Source organism: Herbaspirillum huttiense (assembly GCF_004367745.1).
Lineage (GTDB): Bacteria > Pseudomonadota > Gammaproteobacteria > Burkholderiales > Burkholderiaceae_D > Herbaspirillum > Herbaspirillum huttiense.
In genome coordinates this window covers 4,986,535-5,004,079 of sequence record NZ_CP037993.1, presented here as the reverse complement: position 1 = coordinate 5,004,079, position 17,545 = coordinate 4,986,535, and the positions used below count along the sequence as shown (strand labels likewise).

16 protein-coding genes and 1 tRNA gene are annotated in these 17,545 nt (G+C 61.6%); 5 read left to right on the top strand and 12 right to left on the bottom strand.

Going from position 1 to position 17,545, the window contains the following annotated elements; translation table 11 throughout:
* Positions 1–93 precede the first annotated feature (93 nt).
* From mnmE to E2K99_RS22355, 3 genes are all read left to right on the top strand, one after another.
* Entirely contained in the window at positions 94–1,494 is a 1,401-nt protein-coding gene (gene mnmE, locus E2K99_RS22365; protein WP_134223605.1) for a tRNA uridine-5-carboxymethylaminomethyl(34) synthesis GTPase MnmE, read from the top strand.
* 312 nt (positions 1,495–1,806) lie between these two features.
* The gene (locus tag E2K99_RS22360) at positions 1,807–2,400 is read left to right on the top strand and encodes a nitroreductase family protein (RefSeq protein WP_039783592.1); all 594 of its coding nucleotides are present in this window, start codon (positions 1,807–1,809) and stop codon (positions 2,398–2,400) included.
* 111 nt (positions 2,401–2,511) lie between these two features.
* A tRNA-Asp gene (locus E2K99_RS22355) sits at positions 2,512–2,588 on the top strand.
* A gap of 326 nt (positions 2,589–2,914) precedes the next feature.
* Here the strand turns inward: E2K99_RS22355 and fusA are convergent.
* The gene (gene fusA / locus E2K99_RS22350; RefSeq protein WP_088755108.1) at positions 2,915–5,020 is read right to left on the bottom strand and encodes an elongation factor G; all 2,106 of its coding nucleotides are present in this window, start codon (positions 5,018–5,020) and stop codon (positions 2,915–2,917) included.
* 227 nt (positions 5,021–5,247) lie between these two features.
* Between fusA and E2K99_RS22345 the strand changes: the two genes are divergently transcribed.
* Together E2K99_RS22345 and lhgO are read left to right on the top strand one after the other, a co-directional pair.
* Positions 5,248–5,889 carry a TetR/AcrR family transcriptional regulator gene (locus tag E2K99_RS22345; protein WP_121040689.1) on the top strand — a complete coding sequence of 214 codons (642 nt, stop codon included), beginning with the start codon at positions 5,248–5,250 and terminating at the stop codon, positions 5,887–5,889.
* 68 nt (positions 5,890–5,957) lie between these two features.
* Entirely contained in the window at positions 5,958–7,175 is a 1,218-nt protein-coding gene (gene lhgO / locus E2K99_RS22340; RefSeq protein WP_134223604.1) for an L-2-hydroxyglutarate oxidase, read from the top strand.
* Positions 7,176–7,192: 17 nt separating this feature from the next.
* Here lhgO and E2K99_RS22335 read toward each other — a convergent pair whose 3' ends face one another.
* The 11 genes from E2K99_RS22335 to E2K99_RS22290 form a co-directional block, all read right to left on the bottom strand.
* On the bottom strand, positions 7,193–8,119 hold the full coding sequence (locus E2K99_RS22335) for a recombination-associated protein RdgC (RefSeq protein WP_034330361.1): 927 nt from the start codon (positions 8,117–8,119) through the stop codon (positions 7,193–7,195).
* A 160-nt stretch (positions 8,120–8,279) separates the two neighbouring features.
* On the bottom strand, positions 8,280–9,434 hold the full coding sequence (dinB, locus tag E2K99_RS22330) for a DNA polymerase IV (RefSeq protein ID WP_134223603.1): 1,155 nt from the start codon (positions 9,432–9,434) through the stop codon (positions 8,280–8,282).
* Positions 9,435–9,479: 45 nt separating this feature from the next.
* A complete protein-coding gene (locus E2K99_RS22325) occupies positions 9,480–9,689 on the bottom strand; it encodes a SlyX family protein (protein ID WP_083859453.1) in 210 nt (69 codons plus the stop codon).
* Entirely contained in the window at positions 9,686–10,984 is a 1,299-nt protein-coding gene (locus tag E2K99_RS22320; protein WP_134223602.1) for a TIGR03862 family flavoprotein, read from the bottom strand. Before E2K99_RS22320 ends, E2K99_RS22325 begins: the two co-directional genes overlap by 4 nt.
* Positions 10,985–11,069: 85 nt before the next feature.
* Positions 11,070–11,813 (bottom strand): amino acid ABC transporter permease, encoded by a 744-nt coding sequence (locus tag E2K99_RS22315; RefSeq protein ID WP_134223601.1) that lies wholly within the window; start codon positions 11,811–11,813, stop codon positions 11,070–11,072.
* A 101-nt stretch (positions 11,814–11,914) separates the two neighbouring features.
* Positions 11,915–12,727, bottom strand: coding sequence for a basic amino acid ABC transporter substrate-binding protein (locus E2K99_RS22310; protein ID WP_134223600.1), 813 nt, complete (start codon positions 12,725–12,727; stop codon positions 11,915–11,917).
* Positions 12,728–12,976: 249 nt separating this feature from the next.
* Entirely contained in the window at positions 12,977–13,243 is a 267-nt protein-coding gene (locus E2K99_RS22305; protein WP_134223599.1) for a PAAR domain-containing protein, read from the bottom strand.
* Positions 13,244–13,272: 29 nt separating this feature from the next.
* Complete coding sequence (locus tag E2K99_RS26235; RefSeq protein WP_166675096.1) at positions 13,273–13,506, bottom strand: T6SS immunity protein Tli4 family protein; 234 nt, start codon at positions 13,504–13,506, stop codon at positions 13,273–13,275.
* Positions 13,507–13,510: 4 nt separating this feature from the next.
* Positions 13,511–13,987, bottom strand: a complete 477-nt coding sequence (locus tag E2K99_RS22300) for a hypothetical protein (protein WP_134223598.1) — start codon at positions 13,985–13,987, stop codon at positions 13,511–13,513.
* Between the two features lie 47 nt (positions 13,988–14,034).
* Entirely contained in the window at positions 14,035–14,667 is a 633-nt protein-coding gene (locus E2K99_RS22295) for a hypothetical protein (protein WP_134223597.1), read from the bottom strand.
* The gene (locus E2K99_RS22290; protein WP_134223596.1) at positions 14,664–17,417 is read right to left on the bottom strand and encodes a type VI secretion system Vgr family protein; all 2,754 of its coding nucleotides are present in this window, start codon (positions 17,415–17,417) and stop codon (positions 14,664–14,666) included. The genes E2K99_RS22295 and E2K99_RS22290 overlap by 4 nt, the downstream gene beginning before the upstream one ends.
* Between the last annotated feature and the right edge of the window lie 128 nt (positions 17,418–17,545).

Sequence of the window (17,545 nt, the reverse complement as noted above, 5' to 3'; positions counted from 1 at the left end):
TAGAACGCAAGCAGGGTTAACATGGCTTGTCGCCGTTGCTCCGAGGGGGATGCAGCGGCGGGCTCACCTCAACACAACAACAAGTATTCGCAGATGACTTTCGATTCTTCTCCCATTGCCGCCATCGCCACCGCACCCGGACGCGGGGGCATCGGCGTGGTCCGCCTTTCCGGCAAGAACCTGGCCCCGGTGATCCGCGCCGTCTGCGGCCGCGACAGCCTGGCACCGCGCCACGCCACTTATCTGCCCTTCCTCAACGAAGACGGCAGCGCGATTGACCAGGGCCTGGCGATCCACTTCCCGGCCCCGCATTCCTATACCGGCGAGGATGTGCTGGAACTGCAGGGCCACGGTGGCCCGGTGGTGATGCAGATGCTGCTGGCGCGCTGTGTGCAGGCGGGCCACGAGATCGGCCTGCGCCTGGCCGAGCCGGGTGAATTCACCCAGCGTGCCTTCCTCAACGACAAGATCGACCTGGCCCAGGCCGAGGCGGTGGCCGACCTGATCGAAGCGACCACCGAGGCGGCGGCCAAGTCGGCCTCCGAATCGCTCTCGGGCGCGTTCTCCAAGGTGATCCACGAACTGGTGGACCAGGTCACGCGCCTGCGCATGCTGGTGGAAGCGACGCTGGACTTCCCCGAGGAAGAAATCGATTTCCTGAAACAGAGCGACGCACGCGGCCAATTGGCCACCATCCGCAGCACGCTGGAAGAGGTGTTCAAGCATGCCGCGCAAGGCGCCTTGTTGCGTGATGGCCTGAATGCGGTGCTGGCCGGCAAGCCCAACGTGGGCAAGTCTTCTCTGCTGAACGTATTGGCCGGATCGGATGTGGCCATCGTCACGCCGATCGCCGGCACCACGCGCGACAAGGTGACGCAGACGATACAGATCGAAGGCATGCCGCTCAACATCATCGATACGGCCGGCATTCGCGAGGCTGGTGAAGATGGCAGCGGTCCGGACGAAGTCGAGCGCATTGGCATCGAACGCACCTGGGCCGAGGTGGCCAAGGCGGACGTGATCCTGCACATGCTGGATGCGGACCGTGGCCCGACGCTGGAAGATGAGAAGATTACCGCGCGCTTCCCGGAAGGCGTGCCCATCATCCGCATCTGGAACAAGATCGACCGCTCCGGCCACAAGCCGGCGGTGGATCCGATGCCGGACGCCACGCACGTCTATCTGTCGGCGGCCGAAGGGCAGGGCGTGGACTTGCTCCGCGCCGAGTTGCTGCGCATTGCCGGCTGGCAGCAGACGGTGGAATCGCGTTACCTCGCGCGCGAGCGGCATTTGCTGGCACTGAAGGCGGCCGATGAACATCTGGCCCATGCAGCGGCACATGCGGCGCTGGACAATGAGGCCGGTGAGCACGCGCTGGACTTGTTTGCTGAAGAGTTGCGATTGGCGCAAGAGCGCTTGTCCAGCATCACGGGCAAGTTCACGCCGGATGATTTGCTGGGGGTGATTTTTTCGCGGTTCTGTATCGGGAAATGAGCCGGATGCGGCGCAAAGCCGCGTCGGCCTTGGACGACAGGGGAAACGCCATTCCTGACAGTTTCCCCACAGTCCACTGCACAATTGCAACGGATGTTACAGCGTGTAAAAACGTTGGAGGCGCGAGAGGGCCATCGTTATTCTGAAGTTCCTCCCCCTCCAATTCATCACCCCTGAGAATTGGATTTAACCCGCCGCCGCAAGGTGCGCGGGTTTTTTTATGGTTGCGTGCCGGCTCTGCAGGAAAGGGGCGGCGCTGCTAAGATGCCTGCTGCCTGAATTCATCCACCCTCATCCTCATAGGAAAAGAGCATGTCCGCCAATCCGCGCAACGCCGACTATCCCATCGATCCGCAATTCCTGAACCGCTGGTCCCCGCGCGCCTTCAACGGTGCCGAGATCTCCGAAGAAACCGTCCTGACCTTCCTCGAAGCTGCCCGCTGGGCGCCCTCGGCCTACAATGCGCAGCCCTGGCGCTTCGTCTATGCACGCCGTGGCACGCCTGCCTGGGACAGCCTGCTGGGCCTGTTGAATGAATTCAACCGTTCGTGGTGCGCCAATGCATCGGCCCTGTTCGTGGTGCTGTCGCGTACCGTGATGGTGCCGCCGGGTGCGACCGAGGCGGTGCCTGCGCCGACCCATTCCTTCGACACCGGTTCGGCCTGGGGCTATCTGGCGCTGCAGGCGTCGCTGTCCGGCTGGCATGCGCACGGCATGGCCGGCTTTGACAAGGACAAGGCCCGTACCGAGCTGAACGTCCCGGCCGAGTTCTCGGTGGAGGCGATGGTGGTGGTGGGCAAGCTGGGTGACAAGTCCATCCTGCCGGAAGGCCTGCAGGCACGTGAAGTGCCGAGCCCGCGTGAGCCGCTGTCCAAGCTGGCGTTTGAGGGCAAGTTCAAGGCTTGATGCCGGGCCGTAAAATATTTCGCAATTATTTTTAAAAAGGGCTGGCATTTTCAAAAAGGCTCTCCTATAATAGCGATCTTTCAGCAAGCAACGACAGCTGAAACGGTTTTAGGAGTGGTAGTTCAGTTGGTTAGAATACCGGCCTGTCACGCCGGGGGTCGCGGGTTCGAGCCCCGTCCGCTCCGCCAAATAAAATGCCCCGTTCGCAAGAACGGGGCATTTTTGTTTTTGCGCAGCAAAAACCTGCGGAGCGGAGGGAGCCGCCTGCGCGGCTCCCGGCGGGGCGAGAAGGGAATCGCTTGCAAGCGATTCCGCGGCCTGCGCTTGTGTAGGAGAGCCCCGTCCGCTCCGCCAAATAAAACGCCTCATTCGCAAGAATGGGGCGTTTTTGTTTTTGCGGATTCTTTCCGGATTATTTACCTAAAGTTAAAAAAAGCCGATGCACCCAAAGATGCATCGGCTTCCTCATGCAGCCAGCAGCCAGCAGCCAGCAGCCAGCAGCCAGCAAGTCCAATCAACCCTTGCCCTTGCTCCCCGACAACTGCTCCACCACCTGCCTTGGCGCCTCGGCATAATGCTTGAACTCCATCGAGTAAGTCGCGCGCCCCTGCGAGAGCGAGCGCAGCGTGGTCGAGTAGCCGAACATTTCCGACAGCGGGACTTCAGCACGCACCAGCTTGCCGCCGCCCACCATGTCTTCCATGCCCTGTACCATCCCGCGCCGTGAGGACAGGTCGCCCATCACGTTGCCCATGAATTCCTCGGGCGTTTCCACCTCGACCTGCATCATCGGCTCCAGCAGCATCGGACCCGCACGCTTCATCGCTTCCTTGAAGGCCATGGAGCCGGCCATGCGGAAGGCGTTCTCGTTGGAGTCCACATCGTGGTACGAACCGAAGGTCAGCGTGGCCTTCACGTCCACCACCGGATAACCCGCCAGCACGCCCGCCTTCAGCGACTCCTGGATGCCCTTGTCGACCGCCGGGATGAATTCGCGCGGGACCACGCCACCCTTGATGGCATCGACGAATTCATAACCCTTGCCGGCCGGCTGCGGCTCCAGCTTGATGACCACGTGGCCATACTGCCCGCGTCCACCGGATTGCTTGACGAACTTGCCTTCCACATCTTCCACGCCCTTGCGGATCGCTTCGCGGTAAGCCACCTGCGGCTTGCCGACTGTGGCCTCGACGTTGAACTCGCGCTTCATCCGGTCCACCAGGATTTCCAGATGCAGCTCGCCCATGCCCGACATGATGGTCTGGCCCGATTCCTCATCGGTATGCACGCGGAAGGACGGATCCTCCTGCGCCAGGCGATTGAGGGCGATGCCCATCTTTTCCTGGTCGGCCTTGGTCTTCGGTTCCACCGCCTGCGAGATCACTGGCTCAGGGAAGATCATGCGTTCCAGGATGATGGGATGTTCCGGATCCGACAGCGTGTCACCGGTGGTCACATCCTTCAGGCCCACGGCGGCTGCGATGTCGCCCGCGAACACTTCCTTGATTTCCTTGCGCTCGTTGGCATGCATCTGCAGGATGCGGCCCAGGCGTTCCTTCTTGCCCTTGACCGGGTTGTAGACCGTGTCGCCCGAATTGACGATGCCGGAATACACGCGGAAGAAGGTCAGCTGCCCCACGAAGGGATCGGTCATGATCTTGAAGGCCAGCGCCGAGAACGGTTCCTCGTCCGAAGGATGGCGCTCGATCTCGCTGTCGTCCTCGGCATGGCCGGCAATGGCGGGCACGTCGACGGGCGAGGGCAGGTAATCGATCACCGCATCCAGCATGGCCTGCACGCCCTTGTTCTTGAAGGCGCTGCCGGCCAGCATCGGCACGATCTCGTTGGCCACCGTGCGCAGGCGCAGGCCGCGCTTGATGTCGTCTTCGGTCAGGGGATTGCCGGAGAGATATTTCTCCAGCAGTTCCTCATTGGCTTCGGCCGCCTGCTCGACCATCAAGTCACGCCAGTGGCGTGCGGTGTCCTCCAGCTCCAGCGGGATGTCTTCATACTTGAACAGCACGCCCTGGCTGGCTTCGTCCCAGATGATGGCTTTCATCTTGACCAGGTCGATCACGCCCGAGAAATGGTCTTCCGCGCCCACCGGAATCTGGATGGGAACGGCCTTGCCCTTGAGGCGTTCCTCGATCTGCTTCTGCACGCGGAAGAAGTCCGCACCGATGCGGTCCATCTTGTTGACGAAGGCGATGCGCGGCACCTTGTACTTGTTGGCCTGGCGCCAGACGGTCTCGGACTGCGGCTGCACGCCGCCCACCGAGTCGTACACCATCACCGCACCATCGAGCACGCGCATGGAGCGCTCCACCTCGATGGTGAAGTCCACGTGGCCCGGGGTGTCGATGATGTTGATGCGATGCTCGGGGTAATTGCCGGCCATGCCCTTCCAGAAGGCCGTGGTGGCGGCCGAGGTAATGGTGATGCCGCGTTCCTGCTCCTGCTCCATCCAGTCCATGGTGGCCGCACCGTTATGCACTTCACCGATCTTGTGGTTCACACCCGTATAAAAAAGAATGCGCTCGGTGGTCGTGGTCTTGCCCGCGTCGATATGCGCGCTGATACCGATGTTGCGGTAGTTTTCTATTCGGGTCTTGCGGCTCATGGCATGTCCTTTCGATGGGTGCCGTCAAATGCTGGATTCAGTGTTGATGGTGAGGATTGATCAAATTGCCCGCTACAAAGTTTATTTATGTAACGAGCATTAGATAATAGGAACCTCTTCCCCAAAGTTCAAGGGCTGGTGATTTATTTTTGTAATGCCGACTAAATTAAACTACACTTCTCCGCAACACCATTACCGTCAGGGGTAATCCCCCGCAAAGGAAACCGATGATAAAAACCCGTGGCCGCCCGCGCAGCTTCGACCGCGACCAGGCGCTGCAGCAGGCCATGCAAGTGTTCTGGAGCAAGGGCTACGAAGGCACCACCATGGCCGATCTGTGCGAGGCCATAGGCGTGAAGGCGCCCAGTCTCTACTCGGCCTTCGGCGACAAGGATGCGCTGTTCCGTGAAGTCATGGAGGTCTACTCGCGCACCATCAGCGCCGAACCGCTGCGCCTGTTGCAGGCCGGCAAGGGCATTCGCGAAGACCTGCAAGCCATGCTGCGCGCCAGCGTGCGCATGTATTCGGGCAAGTCGACGGTGCCGGGCTTGCCGGCAGGAAAGGGGTGCATGGTAGTGATTTCCGCCATCAACTGTGCGCCCGAAAACAGCGAGCACAGTGATGCGCTCTCGCAACGTCGCCACAAGCGCCGCAATGAAATCCGCGCGCGCCTGCTGCAGGCGCAGCGTGAAGGGGAGATCCGGGCCGATGCCGATGTGACGGCCCTGGGCGATTTTTACACCAGCTTTCTCAACGGACTGGCGCTGGGTGCGCGCGATGGGGTCTCCACGGCGCGGCTGGCCGCCACGCTGCCGCATGCGATGCTGCCGCTGGAAAACGTGATGGTGCATGCGCTGCCGCCGGAGTGAATGAAGCCGGCTGCGCCCGTTACGATATCCTCCCTCCCTTTGCCGTTACCAGGACCCTTACCAGCCTCATGAGACCCTTGCACTATGCCGTCATCGGCGGCGGCATCAACGGCCTGGCCGTGGCCCGCCAGTTGCTGCTGGATCAACCCGATGTGCGCGTCACCGTCTTCGAGAAGGAAGACGCCGTGGCCCGCCACCAGTCCAGCCATAATTCCGGCGTGGTCCACGCCGGCCTGTATTACGAGCCGGGCGGCCTCAAGGCGCGGCTGTGCCGGCGCGGCGTCGAGCTGGTCAGGACCTACTGCGAGCAGAATGGCTTGCCCTACGATGAATGCGGCAAGGTGGTGGTGGCGCTGGAGGCGGACGAATTGCCGCGCCTGGAAGCCATCCATCGCAAGGCGCTGGCCAATGGCGTGCCGGATGTGGAGATGATCGACGGCGCACGCCTGCGCGAGATCGAACCCCATTGCGTAGGGCTGCGCGCGCTGTATTCGCCGCGCACGGCCATCGTCAGCTATGGCCAGATCGCGCAGCACATGGCGCAGGAGATCGTGCAGAGGGGCGGCGTGATCCGTCTCAATGCAGCGGTGCAACGCGTGTTCGAACAAGGGCAGCATGTGCAGATCGAACTGGCCGGCGGCGAGGTGCACGGTGATGCGTTCGATTTCGTCATCGCCTGCTGCGGCCTGCAGTCAGACCGGCTGGCGCAGCAATCGGGCGATGTCGCCACGCCGCGCATCGTGCCCTTCTTCGGTCAGTACTACGTCATCGATGAAGCCTTCAAGTCGCATGTCCGGGGCCTGATCTATCCGGTGCCCGATCCCCGCTTTCCCTTCCTCGGCGTGCATTTCACCAAGCGTATCGATGGCCAGATGACCATCGGTCCGAACGCCTTCATTTCGCTGGGGCGCGAGAATTACCAAGGGGATAGGTTCAGCCTGCGCGACGTGGCCGACTATCTGGGCTATCCGGGTTTCTGGAAATTCGCCAGCCGCAACATGGCCGCGACCCTGCGTGAACTGAAAACGGTGATCAGCGAGCGGCACTTCGTGCGCGAAGCTGCCCGCTATGTGCCGGCCTTGTCCGAGGTGAGCGTGACCCCGGCGGTGCGCGGCATTCGTGCCCAGGCCATGGAACCCGATGGCCGGCTGGTGGATGATTTCGTGATTCGCCAGAGCAGCCGCGTCACGCATATCCGCAATGCCCCTTCGCCCGGGGCCACCTCGTCATTGGCCATCGGCGAGCACATCGTGCGCAACCTGATCCACCCGCACGGGACGATATGAAAAAAACGCCGCGACGGTCAGGCCGCGCGGGCCAGTGTTCCGTCGTTTTCCTTCAGTTGGCCTCCCAGCGCGTCGACCAGCGCGGTCAGCAGCTTGGCCAGCTCGCCGGTCATCAGCATGAAGTCGCCATCGAAGCGTTCATCGTCGTTCTTGCCGGCGATCTCGCTGTCTTCCTTGAGCACGTCCAGCGGTGCGATGCGCTTGACCGACAGGTTCTCGGTCAGCACGAAGGACACCTTGTCGGCCCAGGTCAGCGCCAGGCGCGTGCACTGCTTGCCGGCTTCGATGTGGCGGCGGATGTCGTCGGCTTCCAGCGTGTGGCGCACATAGCGCACCGTGGCCTTGCTCTCGGCGGTGGAGCGCAGTTCGGTATCCTGATCCACGGTGAAACCGTTGGGCGCTTCGTCGCTGGCCAGCCAGTCGGTCATGGCCGCTGCCGGCGACATGACGGTACGCAGCGTTTCCAGCGGGAACTTGGGGATGGCCTTGAACAGCAGCTTCAGGACTTCTTCGGCCTTGGAGGGCGAGCCGGCATCGACCAGCAGCCAGCCGTTGACGGGATCGATCCATACCCAGGTGCTGCGCACTACCGAGAAGGCGCGCGGCAGCAGTTCGTCGGTGACCTGTTCCTTCAATTCCTTGGTCTGCTTGCGGCCCGGCGGGAAACCTTGCTGCTCTTCCAGCTCGGCGGCACGGGCCTTGGTGACCTGGTTGATGACGGTCGAGGGCAGCAGTTTCTTCTCGGTATCGAGTTTCAACAGCAGCTGGCGGTTGACCACATGCACCAGTTTTTCATTGTTGCGCGGCGGCACCCAGCCCTGGCTCTGCATGTCCAGGCTGGAGCAGGCGGTGAAGGCCTGCGGCGCGAGATGGGATTCGAGTTCGTCGGCATTGATCGCCCACGGTGCGGGCAAACGGTAGATCTGGAGATTCTTGAACCACATAGGTTTCCGGAGCAGGGCAAAGAGGGAAAGGGGGAGATTTTACACGCCCGTCTCGCCGCAAGCGATGTCGGATTGTCCACGCTTGCAGTTAAATTTTTCGTGGCCGGGCTTGCCGCAGAGTACGTCAGGAAAACGCACAAATAGTTCGCGGAAAAATGGATCAGCCGCCGAACGGCAACTCCGCCTGCAGCGCCTGCGCTGTCAAGGCTAGCTCATCCTTGCGCGAGAGCGCGCCCACGCGCACACCGAGCAGGCGCAGCTTCTTTTCCAGCGGCACTCGCTTCAGACATTCCCCCGCCGCCTGGCGGATGGTGGCAGCGTCCCCGGTGGGTGCGGGCAGCGTGACATCGCGCGTTACACCCTGGAAATCGGCGTATTTCAGTTTGATGCCGATGGTGCGGCCGACATAGCCCTTGCGCTCCAGGTCACCGGCCAGCTTCACGCACAGGGCGGTGAAGATTTCCGAGAGTTGCGTACGGTCGGCACGCGCATGCAGGTCGCGTTCAAAGGTGGTTTCCCGGCTGATGGATTTGGGTTCGGAATAAGTCTGCACCGGACGATCATCGACGCCTTGTGCCACGCGGCCCAGCCATTCCGAATAACTGCGCCCGAAATGTGCCCGCAGCATTTCAGGTGATGCACGTGCCAGGTCGGCCACGGTCTCGATGCCCAATGCCGCCAGCTTCTCGGCGGCCTTCGGTCCGATGCCGTTGATCTTGCGTGCCGGCAGTGGCCAGATGCGGCGCTCGATGTCCTCGGGCGTGAGGATGGTGAGCCCATCGGGTTTGTCCAGTTCGGAAGAGATCTTGGCCAGCATCTTGTTGGGCGCCACACCGACGGAGCAGGTCAGGGCGGTAGCGGCATGCACCGCGTCCTTGATCTGGCGCGCGACCTCATGCGCGGTATCGGGCCACGCAGAAAGATCGATATAGATTTCATCGATGCCGCGATCCTCGATCAGCGGCGCGATGCTGCGCACCGCTTCCTTGAACAGGCGCGAATACTTGCGATAGGCCTCGAAGTCGGTCGGCAGCAGGATGGCGTCCGGTGCCAGCTGCGCTGCCTTCATGATGCCCATGGCCGAGAACACGCCCAGCGCACGCGCCTCGTAGGTGGAGGTGGTGACCACGCCGCGCCCGGCGTAATCGCGCATGCGGAAATACTGGCGCGTGCCGTCGGGCAATTCCACCGGCCGCGTGGCCGAACCGCCGCCGATGACCACCGCCTGGCCGCGCAGGTCGGGATAGCGCAGCAATTCCACCGACGCATAGAAAGCGTCCATGTCGAGGTGGGCGATGCGGCGTGCGTTGGCCATGGTGGTGCGTGCAGCGAAGAAAAAGCGGAAGCGGAAGCGGCGCGATCAGTAATGCGGCGGCTTCTCGTTGGCGGCGGCGCGGTCCTGGCTGGTGTCGGACAATTCCTTGAAGCGCTTGGCCAGGGCATGCAGCAGCATGTCCAGTTCCTCGATCTTCTTTTCCTGGCGATAGACGGTCTGGTTCAGTTCGTCCAGCAGGTGTTCCTGATGGGCGAGTTTCATTTCCAGATCGATGAGGCGGTCGTCTTGGGTCACTTGTGTTGTTCCTTGGAAGAGTTGCTCAGGCTGGCAGCGCGGTCATCACTGATGAGCCAATGCAAGGCACCGGCCGCAGCGGCGCGCCCGGTGGCAAAGCAGGCGGTAAGCAGGTAGCCGCCGGTGGGCGCTTCCCAGTCCAGCATCTCGCCGGCGCAGAACACGCCCGGCAGGGCACGCAGCATCAGCGCATCATCGAGCGCCTCGAAGCTGACGCCACCGGCGCTGCTGATGGCTTCGGCGATGGGACGCGTGCGCAGCACGGTCAGCGGCAGGGCCTTGATGGCGCGCGCCAGCTTGCCCATGTCGGCGAAGTCGTCCTTGCTGACCAGCTCGCGCAGCAGTCCGGCCTTCACGCCCTTGAGATGCAGGCGGCTTTGCAGGTGGCTGGAGAGCGAACGCGCACCACGCGGATGGGCCAGTTCGGCTTCCACTTTTTCCAGCGGCCAGTCGGGCAGCAGGTCCAGGTAGAGACGCGCCGCGCCTTCTGCGGCGATGGTGTCGCGCAAGGCCGAGGACATGGCATAGACCAGGCTGCCTTCGATGCCTTCGGCGGTGATGATGAATTCGCCGCGGCGATTCTGCACGCCGCCGCTGGGCAGTGCCGTGCTGGCCACCACCGGCTTGACCGGTTCGCCCGCGAAGCGGCTGCGGAAATGTTCGCTCCAGTCCAGCTCGAAGCCGCAGTTGGAGGGCAGCAGCGGTGCGACCTCGACCTGGCGGTCTTGCAGCAGCGGCACCCAGCTGCCATCCGAACCCAGGCGCGGCCAGCTGGCGCCGCCCAGAGCCAGCACCACGGCATCGGCTTGCACATCGGTGTGGCCGTCAGGATGGGCAAAGCGCAGCGCGCCGTCCTCCTGCCAGCCCACCCAGCGATGGCGCATGTGGAAGCGCACGCCGGCTTCGCGCAGGCGATGCAGCCAGGCGCGCAAGAGCGGCGCGGCCTTCATCTCGCGCGGGAAGACGCGGCCCGAGCTGCCCACGAAGGTCTCGATGCCCAGGCCGTGTATCCATGCGCGCAACTGGTCGGCGTCGAAGCGGCGTACGAAGGGCGCGACCTGTTCACGGCGATGGCCATAGCGCGGCAGGAAGTCGGGTTGCGGTTCGGAGTGCGTGATGTTCATGCCGCCGCGTCCGGCCAGCAGGAATTTGCGGCCGGCCGAGGGCATGGCGTCGTAGACGTCCACGGCGGCGCCTTGTGCGGCCAGGACTTCGGCGGCCATCAGGCCGGCCGGACCGGCGCCGATCACGGCCACGCGGCGGCTGCCGGGAGCGAGTTGGGGGAGAGTGTGCATCGATGTCATGCGCGGCATGATACCGCCCGCCTGCGAGCAGCGCACGCGCTTCCCGCTGATCGCTGCGGATCGGCGGGCAAATCGGTCAGCGGCGATGCGGCGCGCTGTACTTGTTTTCCAGACGGGCCACCACCAGCGCCAGGCAGATGGTCATGGAGAAATACAGGATGGAGATGGTGATATACGGCTCCCAGTAACGGGCATACGTGCCCGCCACGGTGCGCGCGGCATAGGCCAGTTCGGCCAGGCCGATGGCCGAGACCAGCGAGGAATCCTTCAACAGCGTGATGGCTTCGTTGCCCAGCGGCGGCAGCATGCGGCGAAACGCCTGCGGCAGCACCACGTAGCGCATCGTGAGCCCGTAGTTCATGCCGAGGCTGGCGGCGGCATAGGACTGGCCGCGTTCGATGGACTGGATGCCGGCGCGGAAGATTTCCGAAATATAGGCTCCCGCATTGAGCGACAGCGCGACCGTGCCGGAGAGGAAGGCACCATAGTCCTGCTTGATGGTGCGCGCCAGTTCACCGGTGATGAAGAGGCCATGTTCCTGTTGCACCAGCAGCGGCATCACCGCGAAGTGGATCAGCATGATCTGCACGAACAGCGGCGTGCCACGGAAGAAGGCGACGTAGAAGCTGGCCAGCCAGCGCAGCAGCTTCAGCGGCCACTTCCACGGACCGTGCTGCAGGTCGGCCAGGCGCAGCATGCCCACCAGCAAGCCGATCACGGTGCCGATCAGGATACTGATCAGCGACACCTGCAAGGTCATGAGGACGCCCTTGGCGAACAGTGGCGCGTAGCCTTGGATGATGCTCCAGCGGAAATCCATGTCGGACTCGATTGGTGGTTGTAAAAATCAGTTTCTGGAAAGACAGGACGGCGGCAGATGCCGCCGTCCTGATGAGCTGCCGGCCTTGCGCCGGGCAGGGCTTACTTGCCGAAGTATTGTGCGCTGATGGCGGCGAAGCTGCCATCGGCCTTCATGTCGGCCAGGCCCTTGTTGATCTTGGCCAGCAGTTCCGGATCATCCTTGCGCACGGCGATGCCGTAGTCTTCCTTGGGGAAGCTGGGATCGGTCACGGTACGCAGCTTGCTGTTGGGGTTGTTGGCGATGTAGTTCTTGACCACCGGTTCATCGGCCACGACGGCGTCGACGCCACCGCTTTCCAGTTCCTTCAGGGCCAGCGGGGTGGAGTCGAAGCGCTTGATCTTGGCGCTGTTCTTGCCCAGCACCTGCTGCACCAGCTCGTCGCCGGAGGTGGCGCTCTGGGTACCGACGGTCAGGGGCTTCAGGTCGTCCATCTTGCTGACCTTGGTGTCGGCGGCCGGCAGGGCGATGGTCTGGGTGGCCACGAAGTAGGGCTCGGAGAAGGCCACCGACTTCTTGCGTTCATCGGTGATGGTGATGGCCGAGATCAGCAGGTCGCGGTCACCTTGTGCCAGGAAATTGAAGAAGCCTTCGAAGGGCGTCGGTACGAACTTGACTTCGATGCCGATCTTCTTGGCCAGGGCCTTCATGACGTCGATGTCGAAACCGACCACGTCCTTCTGTTCGTTTTCCGAGGAGAAGGGGGCGTAGGCCGATTCCACGCCGACCACGTAGACACGCGCGGCTGCGGCTTGCGGCGCCGGGGCGGCGGCGCTCTTGTCTTCCTGCTTGCCGCAGGCGGCCAGGCCCAGCATGCCGACGAAGCCGGCGGTCAGTGCCAGCGTACGGGCGTGGCGGGAGAACATCTTGATCATTGCTTGATTTCCTTGTCTGGAATGGTTTGGGGCAACAGGGACAGACGAGCGGGTAGCGCGGCGGGCGGTGTTGCTTGGGTGAAACTCGGGGGGATTTTTTTGCAGGCGGCATTGTAAACCGCCCGGGGGTGTTGGCGGGCAATGGTGCGTCAAAAAGGGGCAGGAAAAGGTGGGAAGCGTGGCGTGAGTGCAATTTTCAGGGCGGATATGCGCAAATGTTGCCTTGGTCCGAACTTGCAGCGCTGGCTGTCAGCCATAGGAGGCCGTGGCCAGGCTGGAAATGAGGCTGCACCCGCAGGCCGCATGATGCCCTTGCAGGGCGACCATGCGATCACCGATCAGCCAGGTCGGCGCCCCCTCGATGATCGGATTAGTGCCATGCCCTTCCCTGGGACAACTGACAAGGTCCCCGACACGGGCAATGCCGATGCCGCGGAGGGTATGGGTGGGAGAGGCGGAGATCACTTTGCCGCCATGGGAAGTGGAGTCGCCGAGACGGATGATGGGCAGTGGCATGCGTGGCTTTCTTTGAGGAGGGGGCACGATCAGAATGCGCCGGGGAGTGTGCGTAGCGTCGGGAGGACCTTATCCCACAGGTGGATGGCTTCGGCGTCACTCAGGCTGGGAGAGAGGATGGGCGGATACTCATGCTCGTTGGGGGCATCGGGATCAGGTTCTGGTTTGCGCGTGCCTACATTCATTTCAACGTCGATCAAAGGGTTGCTGATGCCTTCACCCCCGCGCGATTCCTCATAGCGGAGATATCTGTTTTTCGCCACGACCTTATTCGTCGTCCAGATCGCAGTACACGATTTCTCTTGTATAGGTTGAATAGAAATCTGGATTTCCTACCTTCGTGCTTAACCAATAATAGAAATCGATGTCTTCGCGCTCGTTGCTATACGGGTGTAGTCCGATCCCGAATTTTGGCTCCATGAACATTCCAAAGATATGTTGGTTCTCATGAAAAACGCGGAAATGAGTGTGTTTTCCCTCATCTGATATTTTTATTTTTGTTTTTCCTAAAGAGAGCGGATAGAGCCGATCGTTAAGTAGCATTACTGGACCTTCTGGCGTGGCGAATAGCGCTACCGTGTTCAGGGTAGGGGACTCGCTTTCTATTTCAAAAAAACCAAAGCAGATCTTGCTGGAATCAATTTTCGCTGCGGGGATGAGCTTTCTTTCTAAGGTAAGAAGATCGACCTGAAGTAATTGAACCGTGGCATCAAATTGCGTAAGTACGATGGTTTTTCTATTCAATTTATATCTCCAATTTTCTTAATACGCTATCCAGATAAGGTGGCTCTTTATGAGATAACGTTTTTTACCGAGTCGAAATAGCGAATGCTTTCCAGATGTACTCGCAAGGCCGTGACCATCGAAACCAATTGTCCAATCAACTTCCGTACCACAGCAAGCAACGATTTTTCATAGCGCGCGAATTTGACTTCGCGCAGAAATTTCATGACGTCGCCCTTGACGAACTTCTGCAGAAACTGGATCAGTTCCAGCAGTTTGGAGGCTTCCTTGATCAGGAGCAGCATGACCGCGCGTAGTGCTGCTCCCAGCTCCGATCCGGCCAGTCCTCCAATGATGGCTCCCACACCAGCGGCAAGCGCACCTCCAGCGGCCATTGCCAGCGGTAGGGCAATGACGATCAGGCAGGCACATAGCAGTACCCACTCCATCAATTCCTCGCGCTTCTCAGGATGGCTCGCCATGCGAATAATGACGGCCACTGCATCTCTTGCGCTGGTAACGATGACCACGCCTGGAACGAAGCTGATCAACATGTCCGCCACTACCGCAGAAAGGGGGCGATGATCGACGAATTCGCCTAAGAAAACGGACTTCATCCAATCCATACCGCCGACCACCTGCTGCCAGGCTTCATCAAGGATGCCTTGTACTTTTGGATCTTCTGAATCGCGCCGGCTCATGGGTTGCCTTTCTTGTCCGTGCTGACTAGCTTGGGTGTCCAACCCAGCAATTCACTTAGGTCGTCATGCATGTCCGTGCCTACCTTGGATTCAGCCTGCAGCGTTTGATAGCTGTATTCAATCTTGGCATTGCTGCCCGGCGGTACCCCGCTGAGGCGCGCGATTCCCTTTTCATCCAGAGTTCCTTTGCGGATGCTTCCATCGCTGAGGACTGCCTTGTAGACAGCACCGGCCAAGGGCTCGCCCCAGTCAGTGAGATGCCTGAATTCCAGATCGGATTTCTCGATAGTCGGCTTTGATATGTGCGGCATGGCGAATGATTGTCGCTCTGGACCAGGCATCGAATGCACGGAGGCCTTGGCTTCCCATTTCCCCGGTGTACCTTGCGTGATCCCTGACGCGTTGATTTGGACGAACGATCCTCCTGCCGAAATCATCACCTCGTCTCTCGCATGAATCTCTACGCGTCCGCTCGTTGACAGCAGCCGGGCCACCTTCTCCGCAATGAGATCCAGATCGTCGCTCTGCGCCTGCACCTCCACCTTGCCCTTGGCGGAGAACAGCTTGATCCCGGCCTTGAAGGCGAACAGGCTGATCTTCTCGGCCACGCTGGCCAGCAGGCTCTTTCCGGCGGCGATGCTGGTATCCGTTCCTGATGAGAGCGTGATTTCGGCACCAGCATGCGTGTGCACGCCTTTGGGCGTAGTCAGGCCAATGCCATCCGGGGAGGCCGCCAGCAGAATGGCTTGCTTGAAGCGATTGGCCTGCGCTTGCGACGGATCCTCGTAATCCGCCTGCGTGGCATCGGCGAAGTCGCGCAATGACTCATGTCCCGCCAAAGGTTCCGCACCAGCTTTCGCTGCCGTCTCCGACAGGGTCCGGCTGAGGGATGCACCGGCCTTCAGCTGGCCGCTAGCCTCGCTGGCATCGAGTTGTGTTCCCTGTGCGCCTGGCCGTCCATAGGTGCTGATGTACAAGCCCTTGTGCGTGACGATGGCACCGTAGGCATCGGTGCTGAGGGCGAAGCCGCTGCCGAAGAAGCCGCCACGTTCGTTGCCCGTCTGGCTGACCATGTAGCCGAGATTCAATTGCGCATGGGTATGGGTGCTGTAGAGATGAATCCGGTTCTGCTCAGGGGTGTCGTCCATCACCATCTGGTTGAAGCCGGTGCCGCCGAATTCCTTGGACTTCATGCCCGAGAGCCTACCGTTGGTATGCCACTGCGGGCGTTGCTCCCCATTGAACAAGCGCCCGGTCACGACCGGCCGGTCCGGGTCGCCGTTGAGGAAGGAGACAATGACTTCCTGTCCGATGCGCGGCACCTGGATGGCACCCCAGGACTGGCCGGCATTGGGATAGCTCACCCGCACCCAGCATGACGCCGCCTCGCTGCCGGGATTGATCCGGTCCCAGCGGAACTGGACCTTGATGCGATCGAGATGATCGGTATAGACCTCCTCACTGGCCGGCCCCACGACGATGGCCGTCTGCGGCAGCATGACCGGCCTGGCATGCGAGCGTGCAGCACGAAACGGCAGCTTGCGGCGCTGTACCTCAAAGCGGTTGAAGCAATGGCCGGTGTGTTCGTTGTCCGTTTCGTCAACTTGCCGCTCGCGCCGGATATACTCCTTGAAGGCCGCCAGCGCAGTGCTCAGGCTGCCCGGAAAATCCAGCGCCTGATGCGACAGGGGAAGATTGTTCTCGATGAACCAGTCGATGGCCAGGATGACGAACTGGCGTTCCCCGTCCGGCTCTGTCCGATGCCGGGGATGGTCTTCCAGCCTGAACCAGCGCCCGCAAGCCAGATTGCGCACGCCCGAGACGGCAGCGTAGCGCTGCATGGAAGACTCCCACTGTTCCACCTGCAGGTCGGCCTGGCGATTGCCCTGTTCCTGCAGCCTGAAACTGTACGCGCCGGTGTACTCATACATCTCCAGCTGCGCGGGCAGGTGGCCGTATTCGGGCATCACCTGTTCTTCGGCCTCCTTTTGCATGCGAGGCGCTTTGTAGTCGTCGCTGCGGCCCCGCCATGTCTTGGAGGAAAGCGTGCGGCTGGCGCTCCAATGCAGGATCTTGTCGAGCTCGTCGCGGGGGCCAGCACCGTGGAAGGCGATGCCTTGCTGGGGCGGGCCGGGCAGGTTCCAGGTGTTGTCGGTGATGACCAGAACGTGACCGCTGCCATCTTCCCGCTGCTCGTGATGGGCGAACCAGCCTTCCTCTTCCATCAGGCGCTGGACGAAATGCCAGTCGGTTTCGTACTGCGTGCAGTAGGATCGCGGGACGTAAGTTCGTTCAAGGACAAAACGGTAATGGCCGCGTGCTTGCGGATGGTTGTTGAAGACGTCAGCGAGGATGTCCTCGGTCCGCTTGTCCTGCCAGATACGCGCGTCCTTGCGAAAGCGCAGGAAATGCAGCCAGGGAGAAAACGTGAGCTGGCAGAAATCGATCTCGCCGTCACTGCCCAGGCGTTTTGCGGTATGCACGTAGCCATGCCAGGGCAGGGTATCGCCGTCATGCTGCCGGATCCACAGCGTGACTGGCTGAGCAATCAACTGCTCCAGCGCGATGCCGGTGTGCGTGCTCAGCAGATCGAGGGTGACTTCGTAGCCGTCATTGAGTCGCTCGGTGGCGATGAGCCGTTGTGGCAAGAGGACGTCCGGCCCGAGTGTCGAGTCCAGCTGGAGCAGCCGGCGATGCTGCGTGATGCGCGCTTGGGAGCGTGGTGAATCATTCGGCGAGGGTGAGGGCATGCGATGCGGCTTCCGGAGAGAATTCGCGCAGCCGGGACCATGCCAGTGAACAAACAGGAAAAAACGCAGGACTTCTTGCGAAGCGCGCCTGCCCGGTTTGAAGGAGGATGTCCCGGATGCGGCCAATG